The sequence below is a fragment of the Wolbachia endosymbiont (group A) of Cephus spinipes genome, assembly GCF_964026895.1.
In the GTDB taxonomy this organism is placed as follows: domain Bacteria; phylum Pseudomonadota; class Alphaproteobacteria; order Rickettsiales; family Anaplasmataceae; genus Wolbachia; species Wolbachia pipientis.
This window is the reverse complement of record NZ_OZ034713.1, coordinates 855,037-878,210: the sequence shown is the minus strand read 5'-3', so window position 1 is coordinate 878,210 and position 23,174 is coordinate 855,037. Positions and strand designations below refer to the sequence as shown.

Here is a 23,174-nt window from a genome sequence, read left to right as displayed (position 1 = left end):
ATTATCTTTTATTTTACCTCGCTTAATTTAATTACTGGATTAAACTTACAGTACTAAGCGTGGCACAAAGTGCCACGCTATTTTTCGGTTTACATTTTCAACAGATAAAAAATGATGCCATTTCAGTGCCAAGCACATAACTGTACGGATATTCATTTTTAAAGGTAAATTGCACAACAGATGATGTCATTCCAGTGCTTGACACTGGAATCCAGAAATTTTGCTTATAACTGAGCTGATGAGCTAAAGGTAGTTGTCTTACGCTAAAACAAACGTTTTTAATTAAGTTGCATAGAAGCTGGATCCCAGTGTCAAGCACTGGAATGACATCGTTTACTATGTACCATATTGCAATATTCGTACAACTGTGGGAAACATCTATGGATGCCATTCCTATTACCTTATTTCCATTTTTATTTCATTTTCAAAGGAGGCTATTATGTCACTTACCGATATCGCTCACCGTATCAATGAACTCGCTTCATCATGGGAGCAATTTAAATTAATAAATGATCGCAAACTAAAAGAAATTGAAAGCAAAGGGCGTGCTGATTCTGCAACAATTGAGCAGCTATGCAAGGTAAATAATGCCATTGATAGTTGCAAAGAGCGTTTAGACTTGATCGAAACTGCAGCTCAACGCCCAGAAGTAAATACAGATTTTAGCACAAGCGATAAATATTTTTCTGATTATATCCGCAAGGGAATGGAAAGCGGTTTATCACACAAAACCCTCAGTGGAGATGACAGTGATATCGGAGGGTATCTAGTTACTCCGCATATTGTAAAACGCATAAACAAGCGCGTAACTGATTCGTCCCCAATGCGACAAATATGCTCCAGTCAAAGAATCTCTACTGAAACATTGGATTACATTATAGAAGATTTTGACCGCGCCGGTGCAGGTTGGAGCAGTGAAACAGTAGATGATGAGAACGGTGGCAATAAGTCTAAGTATGATTTTGCAAAAGATACGGACACGCCCAAAATCCAAAAGATTTCCGTCACAACTTACGAGTTATATGCTCAACCACAAATATCACAAAAGTTACTCGATGATGCGTTTGTCGATGTTGAGAGTTGGCTGGTGGAAAAGATTGCCGAGACTTTTAGTAAGGAAGAAAGCGAAGCCTTCATTAAGGGTGAGGGCACTTTTCAACCAAAAGGAATTTTAGCTTATGAAAATGGAAACAGTTATAATAAAATAGAGCAAGTTAAAACTGAAAAATTAGATAGTGATTCAATAATGATGTTGTATTACTCTCTGGACGAATATTATTCCAAAAATGCGTCATTTTTGATAAACAGGAGTACGTTGAAGGATATCAGGCTGCTAAAATCTCAAACAGGTCAGTATCTCTGGCAGCCAAGTCTGTCGCTTGAAGCTCCAGATACTTTAATGGGAATACCAGTATATCAATCTGCCGATATGCCACCAGCGCCAAACAATCAGCTACCAGTAATTGCGATGGCAGATTTCAAACAAGCTTATAAGATTGTAGATAACAGAGGAATGAGAATATTAAGAGACTCTTATACGAATAAACCTTATGTGAGGTTTTTTGTCACTAAGCGTGTCGGCGGAGAGGTTGTAAACACCAGTGCTATTAAATTGTTGAAAGTTGCGAGCAAGTACTAAAAACTTCCGCAGCATCATCTTTATAGCTGATCAAAGCAACACGTCATACCGCGATTCATTCCATAACTGTACGAACATTGTGATTTTGGCCCATCAGGAGGGTGTCATCCCAGTGCTTGACACATATAGCTAAACTGACTTAGATTTACCGACAGTTTGAAAAACAAAAATTCGTCATTCCGCTACTTGTTAGCGGAATCTATGCTGAGATATCGCGGCGGTATGACGTAGGAAAACCTTTCTTGGGTTAGCTATAGTTTGCTATATTATGTGATTTTATTTTTAGCATTGCTTCTTACATTATGTAATTTTGTTTTCCATAATGTATATTATGTAATTTTCGATGCTAAAATCTGTTATAGCTCTCAGTATGATATGAGTGATTCTCTTTTAATAATTATTTTTTAAATAGTTTGTTGGTTCATCAATTTCTTTAGGATTGATATCTACAATTATTTTTCCGTTTTTTAACAGAATAATCCGATCTGATATTTTTGTTAAAAAATCCAAATTGTGAGAAGCGATAATCATAGTAATACCCATATCTCTAACTGATTGTAATAGTTCCACAACGTCGACTATTGTTGCTACGTCTAAACCAGACGTTGGCTCATCGCATAATAGAATCCTTGGATTCATCATTAAGCTTCTGGCAAGCGCAACCCGCTGTTTTTGCCCACCGGATAGATTACTAGGGTAATCATTTTTTTTAGAGGCAATACCCAAAGACTCAAGTAGTGAATCACTTTGATCCTGAGTTTTGTTTTTAAGTTTGGGAGCATATGTAAGATTTTCCCAGACAGTCATATGTGAGAAAAGTTGAAAATCCTGAAATACAAAACCAGTACTATCATTGCATTCAATGCTACCAGAATCTAAAACTTCGAGTTTTTGTATACAACGTAACAATGTTGATTTACCACTACCAGAAGGACCAGCAAGACCAACTATAGATTGTTCTATAATCAGGTTAATATTATTAAGTACTGGAACATTATTAAATAATTTACAAACATTATGCATTTTTATCATATATACCTTTCTGTTCAATCTTTTTGCCTATATATTCAATTAGTAATACAAGAGCGTAATAATAAGCCCCAGCAAGACAAAGTGGTATAAAATAAGTAAATTGTTCTGCTGCAAGCATTTGCGCAGAGCGCATAATATCAACACCACCAATAGTAGAGATTAATGCCGTTTCTTTAAGGAGTGCAATGATCTCATTTATCATTGCAGGAAGAATATTTTTAATAACTTGTGGTAATATAATATCTCTCCACATATAGAAACTAGGTATTTGTAAAGTTTTAGCTGCTTCAAACTGGTTTTTTGATATAGTTTCAATACCAGCTCGTAAAATCTCAGCAATATAAGCACAGCTATTTAGACCAAATGCTATAATGCCAGCACTAAATATGTTTAATTTAATTCCTGCAATGGTTGGAGTCATAAAATAAACAACACTTAACTGTAATATAAGGGGGGTGCCACGTATTACAGATATAATTCCATTAATTAATGGAATACAGATCTTATTATATCTGAGTACTGAAAATAACCCTCCTAGACTCATACCTAAAAGCAGTCCTCCAATCAATAATTTTAAAGTAAAGGCAAGGCCTGTTCCAACAAACAAGAAATTAGAAATTAATTCCTGCATCAGTTATCTCCTAGCCATTTTTCTGCTATTTTTTGTATTACACCTTTACTTTCTAAACTTTTTAATGCCTCGTTTATTTTATCCTTTAAAGCAGATCCTTTATTCACAGCAATAACATAACCACCATCTAACTTGGCAGTGGCTGACCATGATAGACCAGGATTTTTTTTGCTAAATACTTTACCTTGGAATTCATCAATTAGGACGCCATCAACATGACCAGACTTTAATGTTTCTACAGCTTGATTATTATTGTCTATAGCAATAATTTGAGCTGTTGTAGGAACATGCTCTTTTAGCCAAATTTCCATGACAGTTCCTAGTTGAACGGCTATCTTCTTGCGAGTTAAGTTGTTTATACCGGCTATGGGTTTATTTTTGTGATATAGAATACCAAATTCCCCTGTATAATAACTATTTGAAAAATCAAAATTTTTTTCACGCTCTTCTGTGCTACCAATAGTAGATATAGCAGCATCTACAGAATTACTTTGCAATGCTGCAAATATAGTACTAAACTGCATATCTTTAAATATCGCTTCTTTACCTAACTCTTTTGCTACTAATTGAGCAAGCTCAATGTCAAAGCCAGTAAATTTACCATTTTCATAATATTCAAAAGGTGGATAATCTGCAGAAATTGCAAATCTAATGATATTATCGTGTTTATTTTCCTTGCATCCTGTTAATAGAATACTTATCACTATAATAGCATTTAAAATATATTTTTTCATATTACTAATTTATATTCATATTTTATTCATCTTATGAATATAGACATTAAAAATTGAATAGTCAAGAAATAATGAATATAATTTCAAATATACTTATTACATATTCAATATGAGGAAAATGCATAATGCATGACAACACACTAGGTGAACATATTTTAAATATTATTCAAAATCACGAAATTTTAGAGCAGAGCGATTTACAGATCTTGCTTAAAGAAAGAGGGCACAACATTCCTCAGGCTACTTTATCAAGAAAATTAAAAAAACTTAAAATTGCCAAAGTTGCTGGTATGTATAAAGTAATTGACATCAACCAATATCGATTACCATTAATACTTAATATGCAAATTTCGGATTTTGGTTTAATAGTACTACACACTCAACCAGGACAAGCTAGCAGCCTAGCTTACTTTCTAGATCAGAAGTATGTTATTTATTCATTAAATAATAGCAAAAACATAGGAATTATAGGAACTATAGCAGGTGATGATACAGTATTATTGATCATCAAAAGTAAGGCTGAACTTAACAAAGTATTACAATCAATTTATGAAACATTTCCATATTTAAGTCCTGAATAAGAATGTTGTAAGTTAAAAATGTGATATAAAGGAGATAAGAGGGATTTCTTTGTTTAAATCTTTGTCTTCTTTTTTTCAATATACCTACATATCAGAATGGACAATTCATATAGAATCAGCATAGGTATTGCAAGCCCTACTTGGCTTAATACATCAGGTGGAGTTAAGATTGCAGCGATAATAAAAATTACCACTATTGCAATTCTACGTTTATTTGACAAACTTTGTGCAGTCAGTAGCCCAACTCTCACCATTAATGTGAGTATTACTGGAATTTGAAATGCAGTGCCAAAAGCAAACATAAATTGGAGAACGAGGTCTAAATATTCGCTAACTGATGGCATAAACTCTATTGGTATACCGAAAGATTTCCCACTATGTTCAAAAGTGATGAAAAACTTCCAGGCTAAAGGAAATATATAGTAATAGACTACAGTAGCTCCCGTTACAAATAAAACCGGTGTTGCAATCAAGTATGGCAACAACACTGCCCTTTCACTTTTATATAACCCAGGTGCTAAGAACATATAAAATTGCCATGCAAACACAGGAAAAGAAAACAAAAGTGCGCTCATTATTGCAACTTGGAGATACACAAAAAATGCCTCTGTTAAGTCTGTGTAAATTAAAGAAAAACCTTCGCTACCTTTTGTTGCTTCTATTAAAGGTGCGAGTAAAAAACGGTATATATTTTCCTTAAAGTAATAACAAAAACCAAAAGCAACGCAAAAAAATAGAAAGCAAAAGATAACTCTTTTTCTGAGTTCCGCAAAGTGCTCATAAAATGAGGCGTATTTGCTTGAGTTCCAGTTCATACTTTACTATAGCTCAATAATGCTATGTCTAACATTCTCAGCGAAAAAGCCCACTCATTGTCATACCACGCTGCAACCCTGCATATATCACCTGTAACATATGTACCAGTTAAATCCACAATTGCACTATAAGGGTTATGCACAAAATCTATTGAGACTAAAGGTTCCTCGCATATAGAAAGTACATTTGACATTGGATAACCCTCTGTCATCCTAGTACCCTCTGATGTCATCCGAGTAGCTGACACTGGGATCCAGAAATTAGATTCCAGCGTCATGCGCTGGAATGACGTAGAGGAGAGAGCTGCATCCTTAAATATTTCATTGATTTCTTCAACGGTCGCTTTCTTATCAGTCGTAAATTTAAAATCAACCATAGAAACATTGCTAACTGGAACTCTGACGGCAGTGCCATCTAGTTTTCCTTTTAATTCAGGGATGACAGAACCAATTGTTTTTGCTGCCCCGGTTGTAGTTGGCACCATAGATAATCCGCAAGCCCTTGCTCTACGCAAATCTTTATGATTACCATCAAGAACATTTTGATCATTCGTGTAGGCATGTATAGTAGTCATAAAACCGCTTTTTATACCTAAACTGGAGTGTAGGACTTTCACAATCGGAGCAAGGCAATTTGTAGTGCAAGAACCTGCTGATATCACTTTATGCTCTTTTTCGAGCATATCGTCATTCACACCATAAACTATAGTGACATCAGCATCCGGAACTGGAGCAGAGACAATTACTTTCTCTGCATTGTGCCTTATTGCTTCTTCACGTTTATTGAATGCACCAGTACATTCAAGTATTACATCAACATTCCAAGGAATATTTTCAGGATTCCGCTCTCTATATAAAGAAAACTTTTTGCCATTTATAGAAATCCAATTTTGAGACTCATTAAAATCAATATCACCACTGAATTTGCCATGAACAGAATCATATTTAATCAAATGTGCATGCTGCTTTGCACTGAGCGATCCATTGACAGCTACAACTTCTATTTGTTTGCTATATTCTTCTATTTCGAAAATAGCACGCAATACGCCTCTGCCTATTCTACCCAGACCATTAATTCCTACGCGAACCGTCATCTCTTCATTCAAAAAATTTAATTATAGAGGATATCACTTGATATTTCATTTTATTCTTTTGACTGCTAATTGGCAGTTTTAACCTTAATATATTAATATTCACCTTGACTAAAGAACTATAATACTGTATCATTTTATCAATAGTATTGAAACTTTAATAGGAGGCTAATTATGTTATTACAGAGGATCATTATAGATCAATTAGAAAAAATTTCAGGCCAATCATTTCTACACAAACTTGCTACCGATAAAGAATATTTTAAGGAAGTGTCAAGGTATTTGGAAGAAAATCATAAGATGAGCTTAGAAGAGTTTATAATTAGCGTTTATAGATCAAGTGGAGGAGATGTCAATTTTCGTGATTATAAGGATGAGACAGCATTATATTCTGCATCAGAAAACGACAATCAAGATATGGTTCGTATTTTAACATCATGTGGTATAAGCATTGATGACTTTAATTGTGAAATTAGTAATAGAATACAGGAAAAATCTGAACAATCTAGGAGAATTTCATTAAGTAATAATGCTAATGTTTCACATATCTACGAAATAATACGCAGAATTACTAATATAAGAGATGCTTTCCAACATTTGGACCCTTAGACACAGTGATAAGAGACCTTTTATTGTTGGGTGTATTACTAGCTTTGTGAGTTTGATGGCTATTAATGCTATTAAAGGTAATTACTATAATGGTCCTGGTAGTCTTACTTGCATTCCTGTTTTCCATGCCAACATGTCAAACTTTTCTGATTTTACTACTGATAGAATTAATACCTTTGCTAGCTTTATTATTGGAACAATAGCATATAAGGCCGCACAAAACATTTCTACGTTAGTAAGAGATGTTTCTAGTTTACTCCATAATAGATTGGAAGTGCAAAAAAATGAATCAGAAATCGCTAGATATAAAAAAATACAAGAGAACGTTATCTCTATTCTGTCAGAAGTAAAAGTAGGATCAAATTTGTCTAGAGATATCAATTGTTGATGTTACCTGAGTACAGATTTTTCTCATATCTCAATACTTTCTAGACTGTTATTGAGTGCTTTCACATCTGAGTTTTCCTACTGTCATCCCAGCGCGTGACGCTGGGATCTTTATTGCTTTCATAGTCTCATTTATTATTTTGTAACTAAAAAAAATACTTTCCCTTTTTAGAGAACTGCATATAATAGATTTGACATTGCAGTGCGTTGTGCAAACAGAATTCCCAATACTATAACCTACAGGAGGCCTTATGAATAAGAAATTTCTCTATTCACCATTGTCAATAAAAAGTATAGGAGAAAACGGTGTATTTTCTGGTTATGCGAGCGTTTTTAACATAGTTGATAAACAAAATGATCTGATATTGCCCGGAGCATTTAAGGAAAATTTAAACAGAAATAAAATAAAACTCCTTTGGCAGCATAATCCTGACGAACCTATAGGTAGCATCATAGATATTTATGAAAATGATGTTGGCCTGTATATAACCGCACATTTACTTTTGGGTATTCAGAAAGCAGAAGAAGTGTATTTGATGCTCAAAACTGGGGCAATTAACGGACTTTCCATCGGCTATATACCTATAGAGTATGATGTTGATCATAAAAGTGGAGCTAGAGTGTTAAAACAAGTGGAATTATGGGAAGTCAGTTTGGTCACTTTTCCTGCAAACTTGGCTGCTCAGGTAATCAATGTGAAAAATCAGAACAATGAACAGGAAGTGTTAGCAAGAGCGATAGAAAAAGCAAATGCTGTACTTGCAGACATGTACATTTCTGCTTAAAGTGTATTAGGCGGGCAAAGACTTTACCATAATTTGACACCTGTGTTAGTATTTGTTTAACATTTATACTAATATATATAACTTTATTACTATTAAAATTTTCTGTAAATTAAAGTTAAAAAATAAGGTAATTTTATGCTAAATATTAATAATAAGGTTAATTATGAAATTAATATTAAGCGAAAGGAAAAAAAATACAGCTGGTCTACTGTATTTGCTTGGTTATATCTAAAAACGATTGGACGAATATTGCCCAAGAGATGGAATATAGATGGGCAGAAAATATTTTGTACTACGATAAAACTACTGCAAACAATGAAGTTCAAACTGATGCTTTTAAGACAATAGATGGAAGTGTTCAAGTTGACTTAAAACCTGAAGTTGTAGAGAAAGAGAGCCAAAGTGTAGTGATAAACAAAGATGGAGGGGTTCAGACTGATGGAGTAGCATTGATAACAGAGGAAGATGATGAAGCATTAGAAGAACAGCTGGAGGGCATAAATCAGGAATTAGAACTTGAACGTTTACAAAATGCTTCCTTAAAAGAAGAAAATAGAGAATTACGATCTGCAATTGAAGGACTTGAAAAGAGTTATAAGGGACTTACAGAAGATGCAGGCGAACGAGAAGAGGAACTAACCAAATACAAACAAGATAAAAAAGCAATGCAGGATAAAGTTGATGAACAACAGAAAACTATATTTGATCAATACATGATAATAAGAGAGCAAGGAGAAGAAATTGAAGCTACTAGGAAAGATAATGAAAGTCTGCAAGCACAAATAATAGAACTTAAGAGTAGGTTAAAGGACAAGGAGGATAAATTAATTGAATTGAATCAACAATGGCAAGCTAGCAAATTAGTGGCTTTACTTAAATCACAGACTGATAAATTGTGTCAGGCTAAAGACAAAAATACTGAATTAGAAAATAAAGTCAGTGACTTAGGTCATGAAAACAAAGCTCTACGATTAAGTGTGAATACATTGACTGCTCAATTGGGTGAAATGGAGAACTTGGGGAAGCAATTACAAAGTGTTCAAGAATCTAAACAACAATTGGAGATTGATTTAGAAGGTCAATTGAAAGCTGACACTAAGAAACTACAGGAAGCAAAAGAAGGTCAATTGGCTAAAAAGGCAGGTGCAGTGAGTACAGTATCTACTGCAAAATCAACTCTTTCAAAATTACGAAACTTGCCCAATAAGCTTTCTAGGGACAAGGGTCTCAATAACTTTTTATCTGGGAAAAACGAGGAGTTAAAAAAAGGTTTTCCTGAATTTAAAGAGAAACACTTTTGCCATAACGTGCTTAATGAAACTATAAAGTCTCTATCAAATCAAGATGATGGCAAATTTGAAAGCAGTAAGCTGCTTGAATTATTAGAAAGTAATTTGAAACAATCCGCAAGGGAGATCATAGAAGCTAAGGTTAAAGAAGTTGTCAACGAACATTGTAACATTGGAAAAAATATGGGTAAAGAACTACGAGATGACACGTTAAAAGCCAAGTTGTCACCTTCTGTTAGAAAATGCGTAAAAAAATTAGAATTTAACAAACAAGAAGGGGTAAATAAGATTGTAGACTCTATCTTGCACAGCTTTAATAGCAAGAATAATAATAATAACGACTCAGGAGAATTGCTTAAAGAAATTGTTACAGGAAAATTAACAGAGGCTAAAATGAAATGTTTTTCAAATAAGATTCAAGAGTTACAACTGGCATTAAGCATAAGAGATAAATTTTTATCTCCAGATCAGGGAATGTGTAATCAAACTCAAGGAGGAGTAAACGAATATCAATTAACAGAAAAAGCTAAAAAAGAACATATACCTAATTCCTCTATGAGTTCCCCTAATATTGCAAGCATACATTCATTGAACAGTCAGAAAGCAGTTAGAATAGGCTCTTAGCATAAAGCACCAGCTCCTCTTTTGTTAAAGTGTAGGAGCTATCTTCCCAATGTTGTTTTAGCAATTCCAAGTTTCTACCTAAACTTTTTCCTGGCTGGTGACCTATACCTATCAAGTCATCACCAGATAAAGGAAATTTTGGAATATTGAATGTATTAGCAAATGAAATATATTCATCAACATTTTCTCCAGACTCAACACCACAAATTCTTACTAAATCACAATATAATTCTCTACCAAATAAAGATATGTATTTTTTTTGCTCTTTTTCTGAAAGTTCTGTTTTGATATCGTTGGATAGTAAAAATAGCAGCTTTTTCTTTTGCTTGTTCGAAAGACGTAGAAACATGATTATGTATTCTCCAAGACTTAGCCTGTCATTTTTTTTAGTAGTCCTAAGGAGTAACGCTAATTTTACTAGCACATCAGTGCCGAAAAGAAGTGACGAAGACAGAATTTCGCATTTTACTTCTTTTGGGATAATCTTTTGCAAAACATCAGATTCTTGCATGCTCTTAAGTGTTGGAAAAGGATCATTGCACTCCAGCAATTTAAGTATTTCATCTCTTATTCTCTCTCCAGAGAGGTTTTGGATCATATGCGAATGCTTTTTGCATACGCTTAGTATTTCATCACTCAAATCTCCGGCACATATTTTTGCATGAAAACGAAATGCTCTTAAAATACGTAGATAGTCTTCTTTAATTCTATCTTCAGCGTTGCCTATAAAGTTTAACCTTCGCGCCTTTAAATCCTCAATGCCACCAAAGTAGTCATATATATGGCCATGCTTATCTGCATATAGAGCGTTAAATGTAAAGTCACGCCTTGAAGCATCAGCTTGCCAATTATTGGTAAATTCTACTTTTGCATGCCTACCATCACATTTCACATCATGCCTTAGTGTCGTAATTTCAAAAGACCTCTGATTTAAGATTGCAGTAATAGTTCCATGGTTTAAGCCAGTTGGAATAGTTTTTATATTACGGAGTTTTAGCGCTTTCATCACCTGATCAGGAAGCAAATTAGTAGCTAAATCGATGTCGTGGACATCACGTTGCAAAATTGAGTCTCTCACACATCCGCCGACAAGCCTAGCCTCACCACCAAATTCCTCTATGGCATCAATAATTAAACTAGTCTCCTGGTCAACTTGCATTTAGGTTAGTACATACTGCAAGTTCATATTATATGAAATGCTTGCACAAACCCCTATATAAAAATATACAGGGCTATGAAGATTTATTTTACACTTCCAATTGTGATATTTGTTGTTGATGAAATATTTTTTCTGTTCTTGATTCCTCCATACTACATCTTGGTAAGCTTGAAGGGTTTTGCTTTTCAGAGCGCTCTATGCGCTGCTTTATATCACTAACGCACTGCCCTACAACATCACCAATTTTTCCATCAGCATTTTCTGCCAATAACTCATCAAATCTCTTCTCAACCTCTGCTCTCTCAGAGATATCCTTTGAAAGGTTACAATACTCTAAGATCTCATCTAACTGAAGCTTTTTTGCTAATAGGAAATCTTCTTGTTCTTGTTTTGCTAAACTTTTATTTCTATCAAGCAATGGTTCAAAATGAGCATGTCCTTTGTTTATTACATGCAAAACACTACTGTCGTCATAATTAACTTTATTGTATTCACCTGCACTTTTTGAACCTGAATTGTCTATTAATTCATGCAAAAACAAATCTTGGTTATCAACAGTCTGGTTCTCTATAACATGCAATTTTACATCATACTTCTGACAAAGTATTCTGCCTTCAACGTCAGGATCACCCCACCTATCGTTACGCATAATGTTTGCTGTATAATCATCTACAGTTTCACTACGGTGCTGGCCATTGTTATCATGACTATTGACAATTGCATTTGTAAACCACTTTGGTGGATTCTTTTGTGCAAATTCTTTACAGTCTTCTCGTAACTGCTCAACAGTAACTTCTATCCCCTTCTGCTGTTCTAGACCTTGTCTGAATGAGTCAAAAAAGCAGCTTCCATTACCAATTGCTTGTCCTACATGGAAATTGTCAGGGTAAGGATTACTATTTAAAAGAGTTATTTCTTGTCCAGAGCTCTTGAACCTTTTCGGACTTCCAGTATCGTAAAAATCATTTGATAGTTTCCGTTTCCTAGGTACATTCATTTGCCCTGAGATCTTGGGCCTTTTTATTCCAACCTCAACATCATGAAAATCACTTGGTAGCTTCCGTTTCCTAGGTTCAGCCATAGTTTTTACCTTAATTTAAGCTATATGTTACTATACCAACAAAATTATTAATAAAAAACTAATTAAGTATAGCAGAAATTTTTAAATTATGCAATAGTTATAACTTTAAATAGCAAATATGAGCTTTAACTGCGGTATAGTTGGGTTACCAAACATAGGAAAATCAACCTTATTTAATGCGCTTACAGAGTCAAGTGCAGCCGAAGCTGCAAATTATCCTTTCTGCACAATTGAGCCAAATATAGGCAAGATTTCGATAAAAGATCAGCGTTTGAAACAAATCGCAGCAATTGCAGGCTCAGAGAAGATAATTTATAATCAATTAGAAGTTGTAGATATTGCAGGTCTGGTAAAGGGTGCGAGCAAAGGTGAAGGGCTCGGCAATAAATTTTTAAGCCATATCAGAGAAGTTGATGCTATCGTTCATCTGCTCAGGTGCTTTACGGATGACGATATCAGCCATGTACACAGTAAAATAGATCCAATATCAGATGCTGAAGTGGTAGAAATGGAATTAATCCTAGCTGATATTGATAGCATAGAAAAAAGGCTTCCTCAATTGGAAAAGAAAGCAAAGCAAGGTGATAAAGAGCTAAAGAGACAACTTGAATTAATGCAAGAGGTATTAGCTACTTTAAAATTAGGTAAACCTGCAAGAAGTTTGGAGAATATCAATGAAGATGAGATGAAGTTGCTTCAATTGCTGACAACAAAGCCCGTTATGTACGTTTGCAATGTTGAAGATACAAATGTTATAACTGGCAATGAATTATCTAAAAAGGTAGAGAGAATGGCAGAGGAAAATAAAAGCAAATTTTATTGCATTTCAGCAAAACTCGAAGCAGATATTGCAAATCTTGATAGTGAAGAGGAAAAACAGAGTTTTTTATCAGAATTTGGCTTACAAGAATCAGGCCTTGATGGAGTAGCGCGTATTATGTATGAAGTGCTGAGTATGATAACTTTCTTTACTGTGGGCCCCAAAGAAGCACGGGCATGGCCAGTAAAAATAGGGTCAACAGCCGATAAAGCAGCAGGTGTAATCCACACTGATTTTGAGAAAGGCTTTATAAAAGCAGAGACAATAAGCTTTGCAGACTACATAAAGTATGGAAGTGAATCAGCTTGCAAAGACGCAGGAAAAATTCGCTTTGAAGGCAGAGATTACATCGTGCAAGATGGTGATATAATGCACTTTAGGTTTAATGTGTAGTTTATTATGCAGCCACTTATTTAAAGTTAAGTTTTCTGGATCCCAGTGTCTGGGCACTGGGATGACAAGAAAGGGAGCACTGGAATTTTTGTTTCAATATTTGTACATTAGCCATGCATCTGAACAGATACCTCCCCTAAACGGATACACTGTAGAAGGATAGTTTCTTCTCCCCAGTAAAGACTAAATTCCAGACTGGAATGACAGCAGTCCTATGTCATACCGCGATTCATTCCATAGCTGTACGAACATTCATTTTTGAAGGTAAATTGCACAGCAAATGGTCAGTGCTTGGCACTGGAATAACGTCCTCCTTTGTCATCCCAGTGCCCAGACACTGGGATCCAGTTTTCCATATAATCTCATCGAAAATGTTGTAACCACTTTCTATGCTAGTTTGCTTGCTTACAAGCAAACTTTTCTGGATCCAAGTAGTCTGGGCACTGGGATGACAGGAGAAGGAGGCTACTTGCATGACACCATTCTTTTTTCTGGATCTCAGTGTCTGGGCACTGGGATGACGAGAAAGGAGCACTGGGATGACATCCTCCCTAGCGGAGATTGCTCTCAAATCACAATGTTCGTACAGTAAGCACTGACCACTTTGCTTCAATATTTGCGATGCCCCTGAACAGATACAAAAAATCTATTATTTTTTTATAAATTAAATCCTAAGGCATTTTTTACTGTAGATTAATCATTTGATTATAGTATCATTTTAATTAAGCTTATGTTTTGAACATTTATGAAAAATATTTTATATTTCATACTATTAGTTGTTGTATTTGGATCACTGAGCCTGTTTGCCATAGAGCAGCGTGAAGAAAAGAAAATTGGGTCAGTTCATAAAAACGAAAATGTAGGTGCAAGAAAGCAAGATTTACTGAGCAGTACAAATCAAAAAGATGAGTTGAAAAGCAACGTCGATGCTAAACAAACACAAGAGGCTGAGAGCAAAAGATTAGACGGCACTACCGATAAAGAGAAGCTGCAACACAACGAGAACAAAGCTTCCGTGGTTGAAAAAACTATAAGTGAGGGTGAAAAGATTGATAAAGATTTGCCAAATGACCAGCTAGAAGGAAGCACAGACAAATTTGCTCAAAATTTACCAAATATGGCCAATAAAGAAGTGAATAAAGATTTGAAACCAGAGCCTTTGCCTTTAAGTGCTGATTTAAATGAGAATACAACTGACCCGCAAAAAAATCTACAAGCTGATCAGAAGATTGATATAAAAGATAATGAACTTTCAAAAAGTGATGCGAGTCAATTATTAGAGGGAAAAAAAGAAAAAGTAGAGAATCAGTCTGAAGAAAAAAAAGTGAAAGAAACAAACAGTAATTCCAAGGACCGCAATAGAGTAAAACCTATAACTAAAAAAGATGAAAGTGAAAAGAAAAATTTACAAAAATGGACAAAGCTAAACAGAGAACCAATAAAAGAATGGGGTCATAAAGACATACAAAGCAAGTCAATATATAAACGACAATATGATAGCCTTAATGAGCATCTTCCTACAACTGTGTTTATTGATGATTACAGTAAGCAATTTTTTTACTGCATTAAGAAGAACAACTTAACTTGCTTAAGAGGAGTAATAAGTAAGCTAGAAAAAATTGGATTAACAATTCAAGAGATACTAAGGTTTAGAAATAAATTGGGTGATACTCCTCTCATTTATTCAGTTAAACAAGGTGAGGTAGACATAGTGCGCTTTCTCTTATTACAAGGTGCTGATCTTAGAGTAGTTAACAATAATTTTCAATCCCCAATTGATATAGCAATCGAAAAAAAGCAGATCAATATAATAAATGCGATTGCCGAAATGATGCCACATCTTTTGGAGGATAGAAAAATAGACAATAAAGAAAGCTCAGCAATGTACGATTGGGCTGTGAAAACGAAAGAAAACAATGAGTCGCAGTGTGATAAGCAAGATGATTAGATTTTTGATATTAATTTTAGTTGGTCATTTATGTTATGGAAACGAAACAAATGATGAAAAAAATCAGATTAGTGATTTTTTAAACGCTCTGCATGATGTAAAATACGTATCTTACAGTAAAAAAGACTTTGCTGAATTTTTGGTGCAGTGCCACAAAGAGGGCGTGCCAGAAGATTTTAAGAAAGGTTTTGGTTCTAACTTAAATGGAGCTAATTTTAACCAACTGTACCTAAGTAAATCTGTTTTTGATGGAGTAAGTCTGATTGGTGCCGATTTTTCTAACACCGATTTATCCGATGTGTCTTTCATTGATGTTGATTTACGTGGTGCTAATTTTTCCAATGCTAATTTACATGGCATTAAAATAAAAGGTACAAATTTGAGTTTTACAAAATTTGTTTCTGCAAACTTAACAGATATCGTATTTGATCAGTCTAATGTTAGTTATGCTGATTTTATCAGTTCCGATCTCAAAAAAGTAAGTATGCACAACGTAATTGGTTTGCATACTAATTTCTCGAATGTGAAAATGAATTTCTCCAACTTATCAAACTCGAATGTTAGCCACGTAAATTTTAGTGATAGTGAAATAAACGATACCGTTATGCAGAAAAACAACCTTGATAATGCAAGTTTCTTTGGAGTGGATGCATATAAATTAAAGATACAATTTTCTTCATTAAAAAATGCTAACATATATGGTGCAGAGTTAAAAGAATCAGACTTTACAGGTAGCAATCTTTCCGATGCTTGCCTTAATTCTTCTATCATAATTAACAGTAACTTCGACGAAACTAATTTAAGCAACACACAAATTTCCTATGTGAATGACGATAATTCAAGTTTTGTTCAATCTATACTAAATGGTTCCAAGATAAAACATGCATATGTTTCTGAAACAAATCTTCAGGATGCTGATTTATCCAATATTGATTTTAGTTTTAGTGAACTGCATCAAGTTAATGTCTCTAATGCTGACATTCGTCATGGAAAGTTTCATAATACTAAAGTTGCGAATTCTAACATGAATGGCTCATTTTTTGACCATTCACTATTTACCTCTGCAAAGATAGAAGATTCAGACCTTTCTACAACTTCAATGTATAAGATAAAAATCCAAGACTCTCAAGTTTATAACAGTACGCTTTCTCGCCATAATATTGATTCCAGTGAAATAGAAAATTCAACATTCTTTAATTTATTAGCTGATAATTCGAGCTGGTCTAATTTAAAAGTAACTAATTCAAATTTTATTGAAAGCGATTTCAGATCTTCTTTGCTTCACGCTAATGCCTTTAGGAAAACTAGTTTTTTTCTTAGCAATTTGAGTAATTCAACAATTAGTGATATGTCTTTTCTCTCTTCAAGCATATATAAAAGTTCAGTTGCTAATTCTCATTTAACAGGTTGCAAGTTTGATAATTCAATTTTGATTGACAATCAAGGGCAGAAAAAACTTGCAGGCTTAGAAAATGCTATAACTTCAATTGAAGATTTGCAAGAGAAAATATCACAGGGTGAAAAATTTAATGTAAATTATTCTTACTTTGAATTTAAGGATATGAATTTAGAAAATGCCGATTTTTCTAATTCAACATTGAGTAGAGCAAAGTTTGTAAACGTTAATTTGAATAAGGCAAATTTTGAAAAGACCGATTTGCGCTATACTGTCTTTGATAACTCTTCTCTCATTGGCACCAACTTATCAAATTCTAATTTAGAAGGTTCTAGCTTTTTAAACTCTGATCCAAAAAGCACCATGTTAAAAAATGCAAAGAAAAATGACCGTAAAAAGTGAGGGCGTATTATTGGTTCTATCCTCCCCTTCTGGAGCTGGAAAAACTACTATATCAGCAAAATTACTTGAGCAATCAACTAATTTAGTTAGGTCTGTTTCTATGACTACACGCAAGCCTCGCCCCGGCGAAATAAATGGAAAAGACTATTTTTTCGTTACCGAAGAAAAATTTCACGAGTTATGCAAAGCTGGCCAAATGCTTGAATACGCCAAAGTTTTTGAGAATTTTTATGGTATACCAAGAAATTTTATAGAGCAAAACTTAAGCAATGGAATAAGCGTTTTACTCAGCATAGACTGGCAAGGAGCATTTCACTTATTCAAGCTCATGAGAAAAAAAGTTGTAAGTGTTTTTATACTTCCCCCTTCAATGGAAGAGCTTAGGTTGCGTTTGCAAAAGCGTAATAGTGATGATGCAAGCGAAATAGAGCGCAGATTAGCCGAAGCTCAAAAAGAGATAAGCAAACGTGATAAATATGATTATGTAATAATCAATGATGATATTGATAAAAGTGTAGAAGAGATAAGCTCCATACTAAATAAAGAAAGACTTAAAAAACTAAAAGAAAAACCAAGTCTGGAAGACTGATAAAAACATCAATTTGGATATTTGCAGCTATAGTTTCTTATCCTATTTTAGCCAGTAGCACGTTTCGCAGTTTAGCTATATTTATTATTTTTTAAGATTAAATGGTTAAAATAGTAGCAACTGTTCAAGTGAGGATTTGACTATGATAACAGATTTTCTAATAGAAACTAGTTTTCTGCCTTTCCACCTATACATATACAACGTTTAGCTCAATTTAAAAGTCAAACTTCTTGGTTGTTAGTTTAGTGCTGACAACTTAAATAGCTTTTAATATTGAGGTTTTAGTATGGGTATAGATATAACTGCACTAACTACTAATGCAGATAAATTAGGTGAATGCATAGATAAAAATAAAAAGCAAGAGCAGGATAGAAAAGACGAGCAATTGTATGGCATTATAAAGAGAAAGGTAAAAAAAGAAGAACACAAGCGTGAAAAACCAAGAGGTCAAGATGGAACCCTCAAGAAGTGTAAAAGGTTATTTGAGAAAGATGCTAGTCCTGAAGTATTAACTAAATTAGAAGAATCACTTAGAGAACAAGAAAAATATTATAGGTATTATGTCCAATGCTTCCTTCCAGTGCTAGATAAAGCAATAGAACGATCGAAAAAAATATCAAATGAAACAAAAGAGCGAGTAAAGCAAGCAATTTCAGAAATTACTTATAATAGCAAATATTGTAACCAAAATGATCGTAGGGACAGTGGAATTGAAAGTGACTACAGTAGCGATGCTGGTGATGATTATGAGAAACATTCAATCAGTAACCCTAATACAGCAAATGAAGATCAAGAAGTAGAGAAAAGCAACGGAACAACGCATAATAATGTTCAATTACTAAAAGCGATCAAAAATGGAAATAACAGGAAATTAAAAAAATATCTAAAAGATTGTACGGATATTAGCAGCATAAAAGCTGAAGAAGGGAAAAATATTTTACACCTCATTGCGTCGTTGGAAAAGAAACAGAAATGCAAGTTTCTGGGTACCCTAATAAAAACGGTCACCAAGGAAGATCTAGCACAACTCATTAATAGTGAAAATCAGACCCCTTTTCAGGTAGCACTAATTAACAAGGTAACAAAAGAAAAACATGAGTCTAATACAATTCGAAGTAACGATAACACACTTAAGTTTCTTACAAAATTGTTAGAGCATGGAGCCAGCTCTGATAATTTAGAATTATCTACAGAAGAATTACAAAACTTAAAAGAGGAGCAAAAGACATACTACCGTAATTTCTTAGAAAAATTAGCAGAGCAAGGAAAGAAATCTAAATTAAAGCCAGAAATAAGAATCAATACAGAAGCAAAAATTAAAGAAATTATACCACATACCATAAATACTCCAGATAGTAATGATAATTATCTATTACATCCAGTAATTAAAAATAGTGATAAAAAACTTTTTAAAGAACTATTGGAAAAAGGTGCGGATATTAGCCTTAAAGACACAGATGGTAACAATGCTTTACACTTGATTGTTAAACCTGAAACAAAACAAAAACTTAAACTTCTCAATATATTGCTAGAAACAGGCCAAAAAGAACAATTTATAAAAGCTGTAAATGATAAAAAAGAAGGGCAAACACCGCTCCATCAGATACTCCAGCGCATACAAGAAAAGAGTAAAGAGCCTTCATTGAAAAATAAAATAAAAAATGTAGTAAAAAATGTAGTAAAAAAAGAATTTAAGGATACTGGCAGGTATAAAACCTTAGAGTTATTTCTACAAAATGGTGCAGATATTACTGTGCAAGATAAAGATGGAAAAAATGCTCTGCACTATATTGCTTCATTCAAAGGAGAACAAAAAGTTACATGTTTAGAGTTGATTTCAAATAAAGATGATGCTGTAAATACTACTAACAAGGAAGGGCAAACACCGCTCCATCAGGTACTCCAGCGCATACAAGAAAAGAGTAAAGAGCCTTCATTGAAAAATAAAATAAAAAATGTAGTAAAAAATGTAGTAAAAAAAGAATTTAAGGATACTGGCAGGTATAAAACCTTAGAGTTATTTCTACAAAATGGTGCAGATATTACTGTGCAAGATAAAGATGGAAAAAATGCTCTGCACTATATTGCTTCATTCAAAGGAGAACAAAAAGTTACATGTTTAGAGTTGATTTTAAATTCGGTGGAAAAAGAGAAATTTAGTAAAGCTGCAAACGCCGCTAACGAAAAAGAACGCACACCACTACAAGTAGCGCTAATTACTAAGACGACAAAAGATAAACATAATTTGGTCAATCCTAAGAGCCGTGATAACACGATCAAGTTCTGTGTAAAATTATTGCAAAATGGTGTTGACCCAAAGCAGTTAATACTACCCGAAAGATTATGGAGCAAAGAGTATTATAAAACTATAAAAGGAATAGAGAAATCAATGGGTAGAGCGCTTATTCCAGATGATATGAGAACTGAACTGAAGTGCAACTTTGGCAGGAAGTTAAAAGCACGCGATATTGTGAAGTACATCAATAATGTTGCTTGTAAAGCAGTGACAACGCTTGTATTTGCTGCTTTAGCCTGTGCAGCAATATTCAGTGCTTCTCAAGGAATTATTACAATTGCAACTGCCTCATCTATTATAGCAGTTATTGGAGTTTGTTATCTTATTTACTTGAATTTAGAAAATATTTATGAAGGATTTGGAAAAATTAAAGGAAAGTTTACTGAAGAAAAGCAACTTACACTTCAAGATAACGCACCAAAAAATGATACACAATGCAATAACTCTGTTAAAGATATAGAAAATAAGTCCAACGATTTAGAAGAGCAAGAGGTGCAAAAATCATCAAATCAATCAGAGCATACTGAGAGTCCTCCAGACACTAAAATGAGTGCCATATCAATAAACTCGTTGAAAAATTGTGTAGGGATAGTGTAACTAGTAAACCCTCTTCTCTGGCGCTATGAAATCAATCTCACCGCTCAGAGTTTTTTCAGCCACTTTTTTATAATCAATTTTTACGTTAATTTGCCCTTTCTTTTCTTCAAGCCACGCTATAGTGTGCTTCATCCAGTTTTTGTCATCACGTTCAGGAAAGTCTTCACGAGCATGGGCACCTCTGCTTTCCTCGCGATTAGCTGCGCATTCCATGGTAATAACCGCTTGTGGGATCATGTTAGCAAGCTCCAGTGCTTCAACTAAATCACTATTCCACATCATACTGCGATCCTCAAGTGAAATATCAGGCATCATTTTTGCTACCTTTTTTATAGCTTTTTTGCCTTCTTCTAAAACTTCAGCAACACGGAACACTGATGCGTACTTTTGCATAGTGTTCTGCATTTCGCTGCGTATTTTTGCTACTTTTAGCCCACCGGAGGCAAATCGCATTTTATTAAATCTATCTACTATCCAGTCTGTGCAGTCTGAATGCAATTTTTTATGTGGTGTACCGGATTTTAGTTTCTCTCTTGCTCTGAGCGCTGCAGCTCTGCCAAAAACCACAAGATCAAGAAGCGAGTTAGAACCAAGTCGATTTGCACCGTGCACAGAGACACACGCAGCTTCTCCAATTGCAAATAGTCCATCTACCACTTCTTCCTTACCTTGCTTCAGCGTGATCACTTCTCCATAATAATTAGTTGGAATGCCACCCATGTTATAGTGAACAGTCGGAATGACCGGTATTGGATCTTTAGTGACATCAACTCCAGCAAAAGTTCTTGCGGTTTCGCTAATGCCCGGCAATCTGAGTTTTATTACTTCCGGATCAAGATGTGCTATAGTTAAATACATGTAATCTTTTTTCGGTCCAACTCCCCTTCCCTCTCTAATTTCAATTGTTATTGCGCGACTTACCACATCACGAGAAGCTAAATCTTTTGCTTTTGGTGCGTAACGTTCCATAAACTTTTCGCCCTGAGAATTAACGAGGTACCCCCCTTCACCACGGCATCCTTCTGTCATCAGGCACCCTGAGCCATATATTCCTGTTGGATGAAATTGTACAAATTCCATATCTTCAAGTGGTAATCCAGCCCTTACTACCATGCCATTACCATCACCTGTGCAGGTATGCGCACTTGTTGCAGAGAAATAAACACGTCCATATCCACCTGTTGCTAACACCACTCTATGCGCACGAAATCTATGTAATGTGCCGTCGCATAGCGACCAAGCAAGAACTCCGCAGCATGTTTCGCTATCCATAATTAAATCAATCACAAAGTATTCAACAAAAAATTCAGCGTTGAATTTAAGACACTGCTGATATAGAGTGTGAAGGATTGCGTGCCCAGTCTTATCTGCTGCCGCACAAGTGCGCTGCGCTGATTTTCCTTTACCAAAGTGAGTTGTCATTCCACCAAAGGAACGCTGGTATATTTTGCCATCTTCTGTACGAGAAAAAGGTACGCCAAAATTTTCAAGTTCAATAACAGCTTTAGCAGCGTTTTTACACATATATTCTATTGCATCTTGATCACCAAGCCAGTCTGAACCTTTTATTGTGTCATATGCATGCCAGCGCCAATCGTCTTCACCGATATTACCTAAAGCTGCACTAATTCCGCCTTGTGCTGCAACTGTATGACTTCGTGTAGGGAAAATTTTAGAAATGCAGGCAACTGAAAAATTAGTTGCAGCCATCCCAAGCGTTGCTCTGAGCCCTGCTCCACCTGCACCTACTACTACCACGTCATACTCATGTTCTATGATCTCATACGCTGACTTATCCATATTTACTTATTTTATCATTACAGGCTTATGATATCACAGAAGTAGAAAAAATCTATACAAGTTTTCTATAGCTATACCACCGCGAACCGTCATACCGCCACGAACCGTCATACCGCCGCGGTATCTCTTAACATAGATCCCTTACTTAACCGTCATACCTTAACATAGATCCCGCTAACAAGCAGCGGGATGACGGTTATCAGGCTAGCTGTCATCCCAGTTTGGAATCCAGGAAAAAGAATGGTGTCATCCCATTGCCCAGACACTGGGATCCAGGAAAGTTTGCTTGTAAACAAGCAAACTAGCATAGAAAGTGGTTACAACGTTTTCGATGAGATTATATGGAAAACTGGATTCCAGTGTCAAGCACTGGAATGACATCACAGGGGCACTGGAATGACACCTCTCTTGGGCTCTTTTAGCTATAAACATTAAGAAATTTACCAAACGAAAAAAAAGGCAAAAGAAGCCCCGTG

Annotated in this window: 22 protein-coding genes; 12 read left to right on the top strand and 10 right to left on the bottom strand. The window is 34.8% G+C overall.

The window, feature by feature from the left end; genetic code table 11:
- Positions 1-97 precede the first annotated feature (97 nt).
- Positions 98-391: a hypothetical protein gene (locus tag AAGD59_RS04150; RefSeq protein ID WP_010962608.1), complete on the bottom strand. Its 294-nt coding sequence runs from the start codon at positions 389-391 to the stop codon at positions 98-100.
- A 48-nt stretch (positions 392-439) separates the two neighbouring features.
- On the opposite strand from AAGD59_RS04150, the gene AAGD59_RS04145 reads away from it, so the two are divergent.
- Positions 440-1,639 (top strand): phage major capsid protein, encoded by a 1,200-nt coding sequence (locus AAGD59_RS04145; protein WP_015588975.1) that lies wholly within the window; start codon positions 440-442, stop codon positions 1,637-1,639.
- A 390-nt stretch (positions 1,640-2,029) separates the two neighbouring features.
- Here AAGD59_RS04145 and AAGD59_RS04140 read toward each other — a convergent pair whose 3' ends face one another.
- Genes AAGD59_RS04140 through AAGD59_RS04130 form a run of 3 tightly spaced genes read right to left on the bottom strand, consistent with a single transcriptional unit; the run spans position 2,030 to position 4,036 of the window.
- Positions 2,030-2,662 carry an amino acid ABC transporter ATP-binding protein gene (locus tag AAGD59_RS04140; RefSeq protein WP_227738583.1) on the bottom strand — a complete coding sequence of 211 codons (633 nt, stop codon included), beginning with the start codon at positions 2,660-2,662 and terminating at the stop codon, positions 2,030-2,032.
- Positions 2,655-3,302 (bottom strand): amino acid ABC transporter permease, encoded by a 648-nt coding sequence (locus AAGD59_RS04135; RefSeq protein ID WP_007548901.1) that lies wholly within the window; start codon positions 3,300-3,302, stop codon positions 2,655-2,657. Before AAGD59_RS04135 ends, AAGD59_RS04140 begins: the two co-directional genes overlap by 8 nt.
- Positions 3,302-4,036 carry an ABC transporter substrate-binding protein gene (locus tag AAGD59_RS04130; RefSeq protein WP_015588976.1) on the bottom strand — a complete coding sequence of 245 codons (735 nt, stop codon included), beginning with the start codon at positions 4,034-4,036 and terminating at the stop codon, positions 3,302-3,304. The genes AAGD59_RS04135 and AAGD59_RS04130 overlap by 1 nt, the downstream gene beginning before the upstream one ends.
- Before the next feature lie 125 nt (positions 4,037-4,161).
- Between AAGD59_RS04130 and AAGD59_RS04125 the strand changes: the two genes are divergently transcribed.
- A complete protein-coding gene (locus tag AAGD59_RS04125; protein WP_015588977.1) occupies positions 4,162-4,617 on the top strand; it encodes an arginine repressor in 456 nt (151 codons plus the stop codon).
- Between the two features lie 53 nt (positions 4,618-4,670).
- On the opposite strand, the gene tatC is transcribed toward AAGD59_RS04125, so the two are convergent.
- Together tatC and AAGD59_RS04115 are read right to left on the bottom strand one after the other, a co-directional pair.
- Entirely contained in the window at positions 4,671-5,432 is a 762-nt protein-coding gene (tatC, locus tag AAGD59_RS04120; protein ID WP_015588978.1) for a twin-arginine translocase subunit TatC, read from the bottom strand.
- A complete protein-coding gene (locus AAGD59_RS04115; protein WP_174516762.1) occupies positions 5,429-6,526 on the bottom strand; it encodes a type I glyceraldehyde-3-phosphate dehydrogenase in 1,098 nt (365 codons plus the stop codon). Before AAGD59_RS04115 ends, tatC begins: the two co-directional genes overlap by 4 nt.
- Before the next feature lie 171 nt (positions 6,527-6,697).
- On the opposite strand from AAGD59_RS04115, the gene AAGD59_RS04110 reads away from it, so the two are divergent.
- The 4 genes from AAGD59_RS04110 (at position 6,698) to AAGD59_RS04095 (ending at position 10,217) form a co-directional block, all read left to right on the top strand.
- Complete coding sequence (locus tag AAGD59_RS04110; protein WP_015588980.1) at positions 6,698-7,132, top strand: ankyrin repeat domain-containing protein; 435 nt, start codon at positions 6,698-6,700, stop codon at positions 7,130-7,132.
- Positions 7,133-7,187: 55 nt separating this feature from the next.
- Positions 7,188-7,520 (top strand): hypothetical protein, encoded by a 333-nt coding sequence (locus tag AAGD59_RS04105; RefSeq protein WP_044471216.1) that lies wholly within the window; start codon positions 7,188-7,190, stop codon positions 7,518-7,520.
- Between the two features lie 250 nt (positions 7,521-7,770).
- Positions 7,771-8,304 carry an HK97 family phage prohead protease gene (locus AAGD59_RS04100; protein WP_006280514.1) on the top strand — a complete coding sequence of 178 codons (534 nt, stop codon included), beginning with the start codon at positions 7,771-7,773 and terminating at the stop codon, positions 8,302-8,304.
- 218 nt (positions 8,305-8,522) lie between these two features.
- Positions 8,523-10,217, top strand: coding sequence for a hypothetical protein (locus AAGD59_RS04095; protein WP_341812877.1), 1,695 nt, complete (start codon positions 8,523-8,525; stop codon positions 10,215-10,217).
- Here the strand turns inward: AAGD59_RS04095 and AAGD59_RS04090 are convergent.
- On the bottom strand, positions 10,201-11,376 hold the full coding sequence (locus AAGD59_RS04090) for a CCA tRNA nucleotidyltransferase (protein WP_015588983.1): 1,176 nt from the start codon (positions 11,374-11,376) through the stop codon (positions 10,201-10,203). The genes AAGD59_RS04095 and AAGD59_RS04090 overlap by 17 nt on opposite strands.
- An 88-nt stretch (positions 11,377-11,464) precedes the next feature.
- Positions 11,465-12,457 (bottom strand): hypothetical protein, encoded by a 993-nt coding sequence (locus AAGD59_RS04085; RefSeq protein ID WP_015588984.1) that lies wholly within the window; start codon positions 12,455-12,457, stop codon positions 11,465-11,467.
- 118 nt (positions 12,458-12,575) lie between these two features.
- On the opposite strand from AAGD59_RS04085, the gene ychF reads away from it, so the two are divergent.
- On the top strand, positions 12,576-13,670 hold the full coding sequence (gene ychF, locus AAGD59_RS04080; protein ID WP_015588985.1) for a redox-regulated ATPase YchF: 1,095 nt from the start codon (positions 12,576-12,578) through the stop codon (positions 13,668-13,670).
- Between the two features lie 229 nt (positions 13,671-13,899).
- Here the strand turns inward: ychF and AAGD59_RS04070 are convergent, their stop codons facing one another.
- Positions 13,900-14,283: a hypothetical protein gene (locus AAGD59_RS04070; RefSeq protein WP_174516765.1), complete on the bottom strand. Its 384-nt coding sequence runs from the start codon at positions 14,281-14,283 to the stop codon at positions 13,900-13,902.
- 132 nt (positions 14,284-14,415) lie between these two features.
- Between AAGD59_RS04070 and AAGD59_RS04065 the strand changes: the two genes are divergently transcribed.
- The 4 genes from AAGD59_RS04065 to AAGD59_RS04050 all read left to right on the top strand — a co-directional run bounded on the left by AAGD59_RS04065 (position 14,416) and on the right by AAGD59_RS04050 (position 20,898).
- Complete coding sequence (locus AAGD59_RS04065; RefSeq protein ID WP_015588986.1) at positions 14,416-15,618, top strand: ankyrin repeat domain-containing protein; 1,203 nt, start codon at positions 14,416-14,418, stop codon at positions 15,616-15,618.
- Positions 15,611-17,416, top strand: coding sequence for a pentapeptide repeat-containing protein (locus tag AAGD59_RS04060; RefSeq protein ID WP_015588987.1), 1,806 nt, complete (start codon positions 15,611-15,613; stop codon positions 17,414-17,416). The genes AAGD59_RS04065 and AAGD59_RS04060 overlap by 8 nt, the downstream gene beginning before the upstream one ends.
- Positions 17,400-18,005, top strand: coding sequence for a guanylate kinase (gene gmk, locus AAGD59_RS04055; protein ID WP_015588988.1), 606 nt, complete (start codon positions 17,400-17,402; stop codon positions 18,003-18,005). The genes AAGD59_RS04060 and gmk overlap by 17 nt, the downstream gene beginning before the upstream one ends.
- Before the next feature lie 286 nt (positions 18,006-18,291).
- Complete coding sequence (locus AAGD59_RS04050) at positions 18,292-20,898, top strand: ankyrin repeat domain-containing protein (protein ID WP_265027758.1); 2,607 nt, start codon at positions 18,292-18,294, stop codon at positions 20,896-20,898.
- On the opposite strand, the gene sdhA is transcribed toward AAGD59_RS04050, so the two are convergent.
- On the bottom strand, positions 20,899-22,698 hold the full coding sequence (sdhA, locus tag AAGD59_RS04045) for a succinate dehydrogenase flavoprotein subunit (RefSeq protein WP_015588990.1): 1,800 nt from the start codon (positions 22,696-22,698) through the stop codon (positions 20,899-20,901).
- Between the two features lie 189 nt (positions 22,699-22,887).
- Here sdhA and AAGD59_RS04040 point away from each other — a divergent pair, with 189 nt between their 5' ends.
- The gene (locus tag AAGD59_RS04040; RefSeq protein ID WP_197907315.1) at positions 22,888-23,076 is read left to right on the top strand and encodes a hypothetical protein; all 189 of its coding nucleotides are present in this window, start codon (positions 22,888-22,890) and stop codon (positions 23,074-23,076) included.
- Positions 23,077-23,174 lie beyond the last annotated feature (98 nt).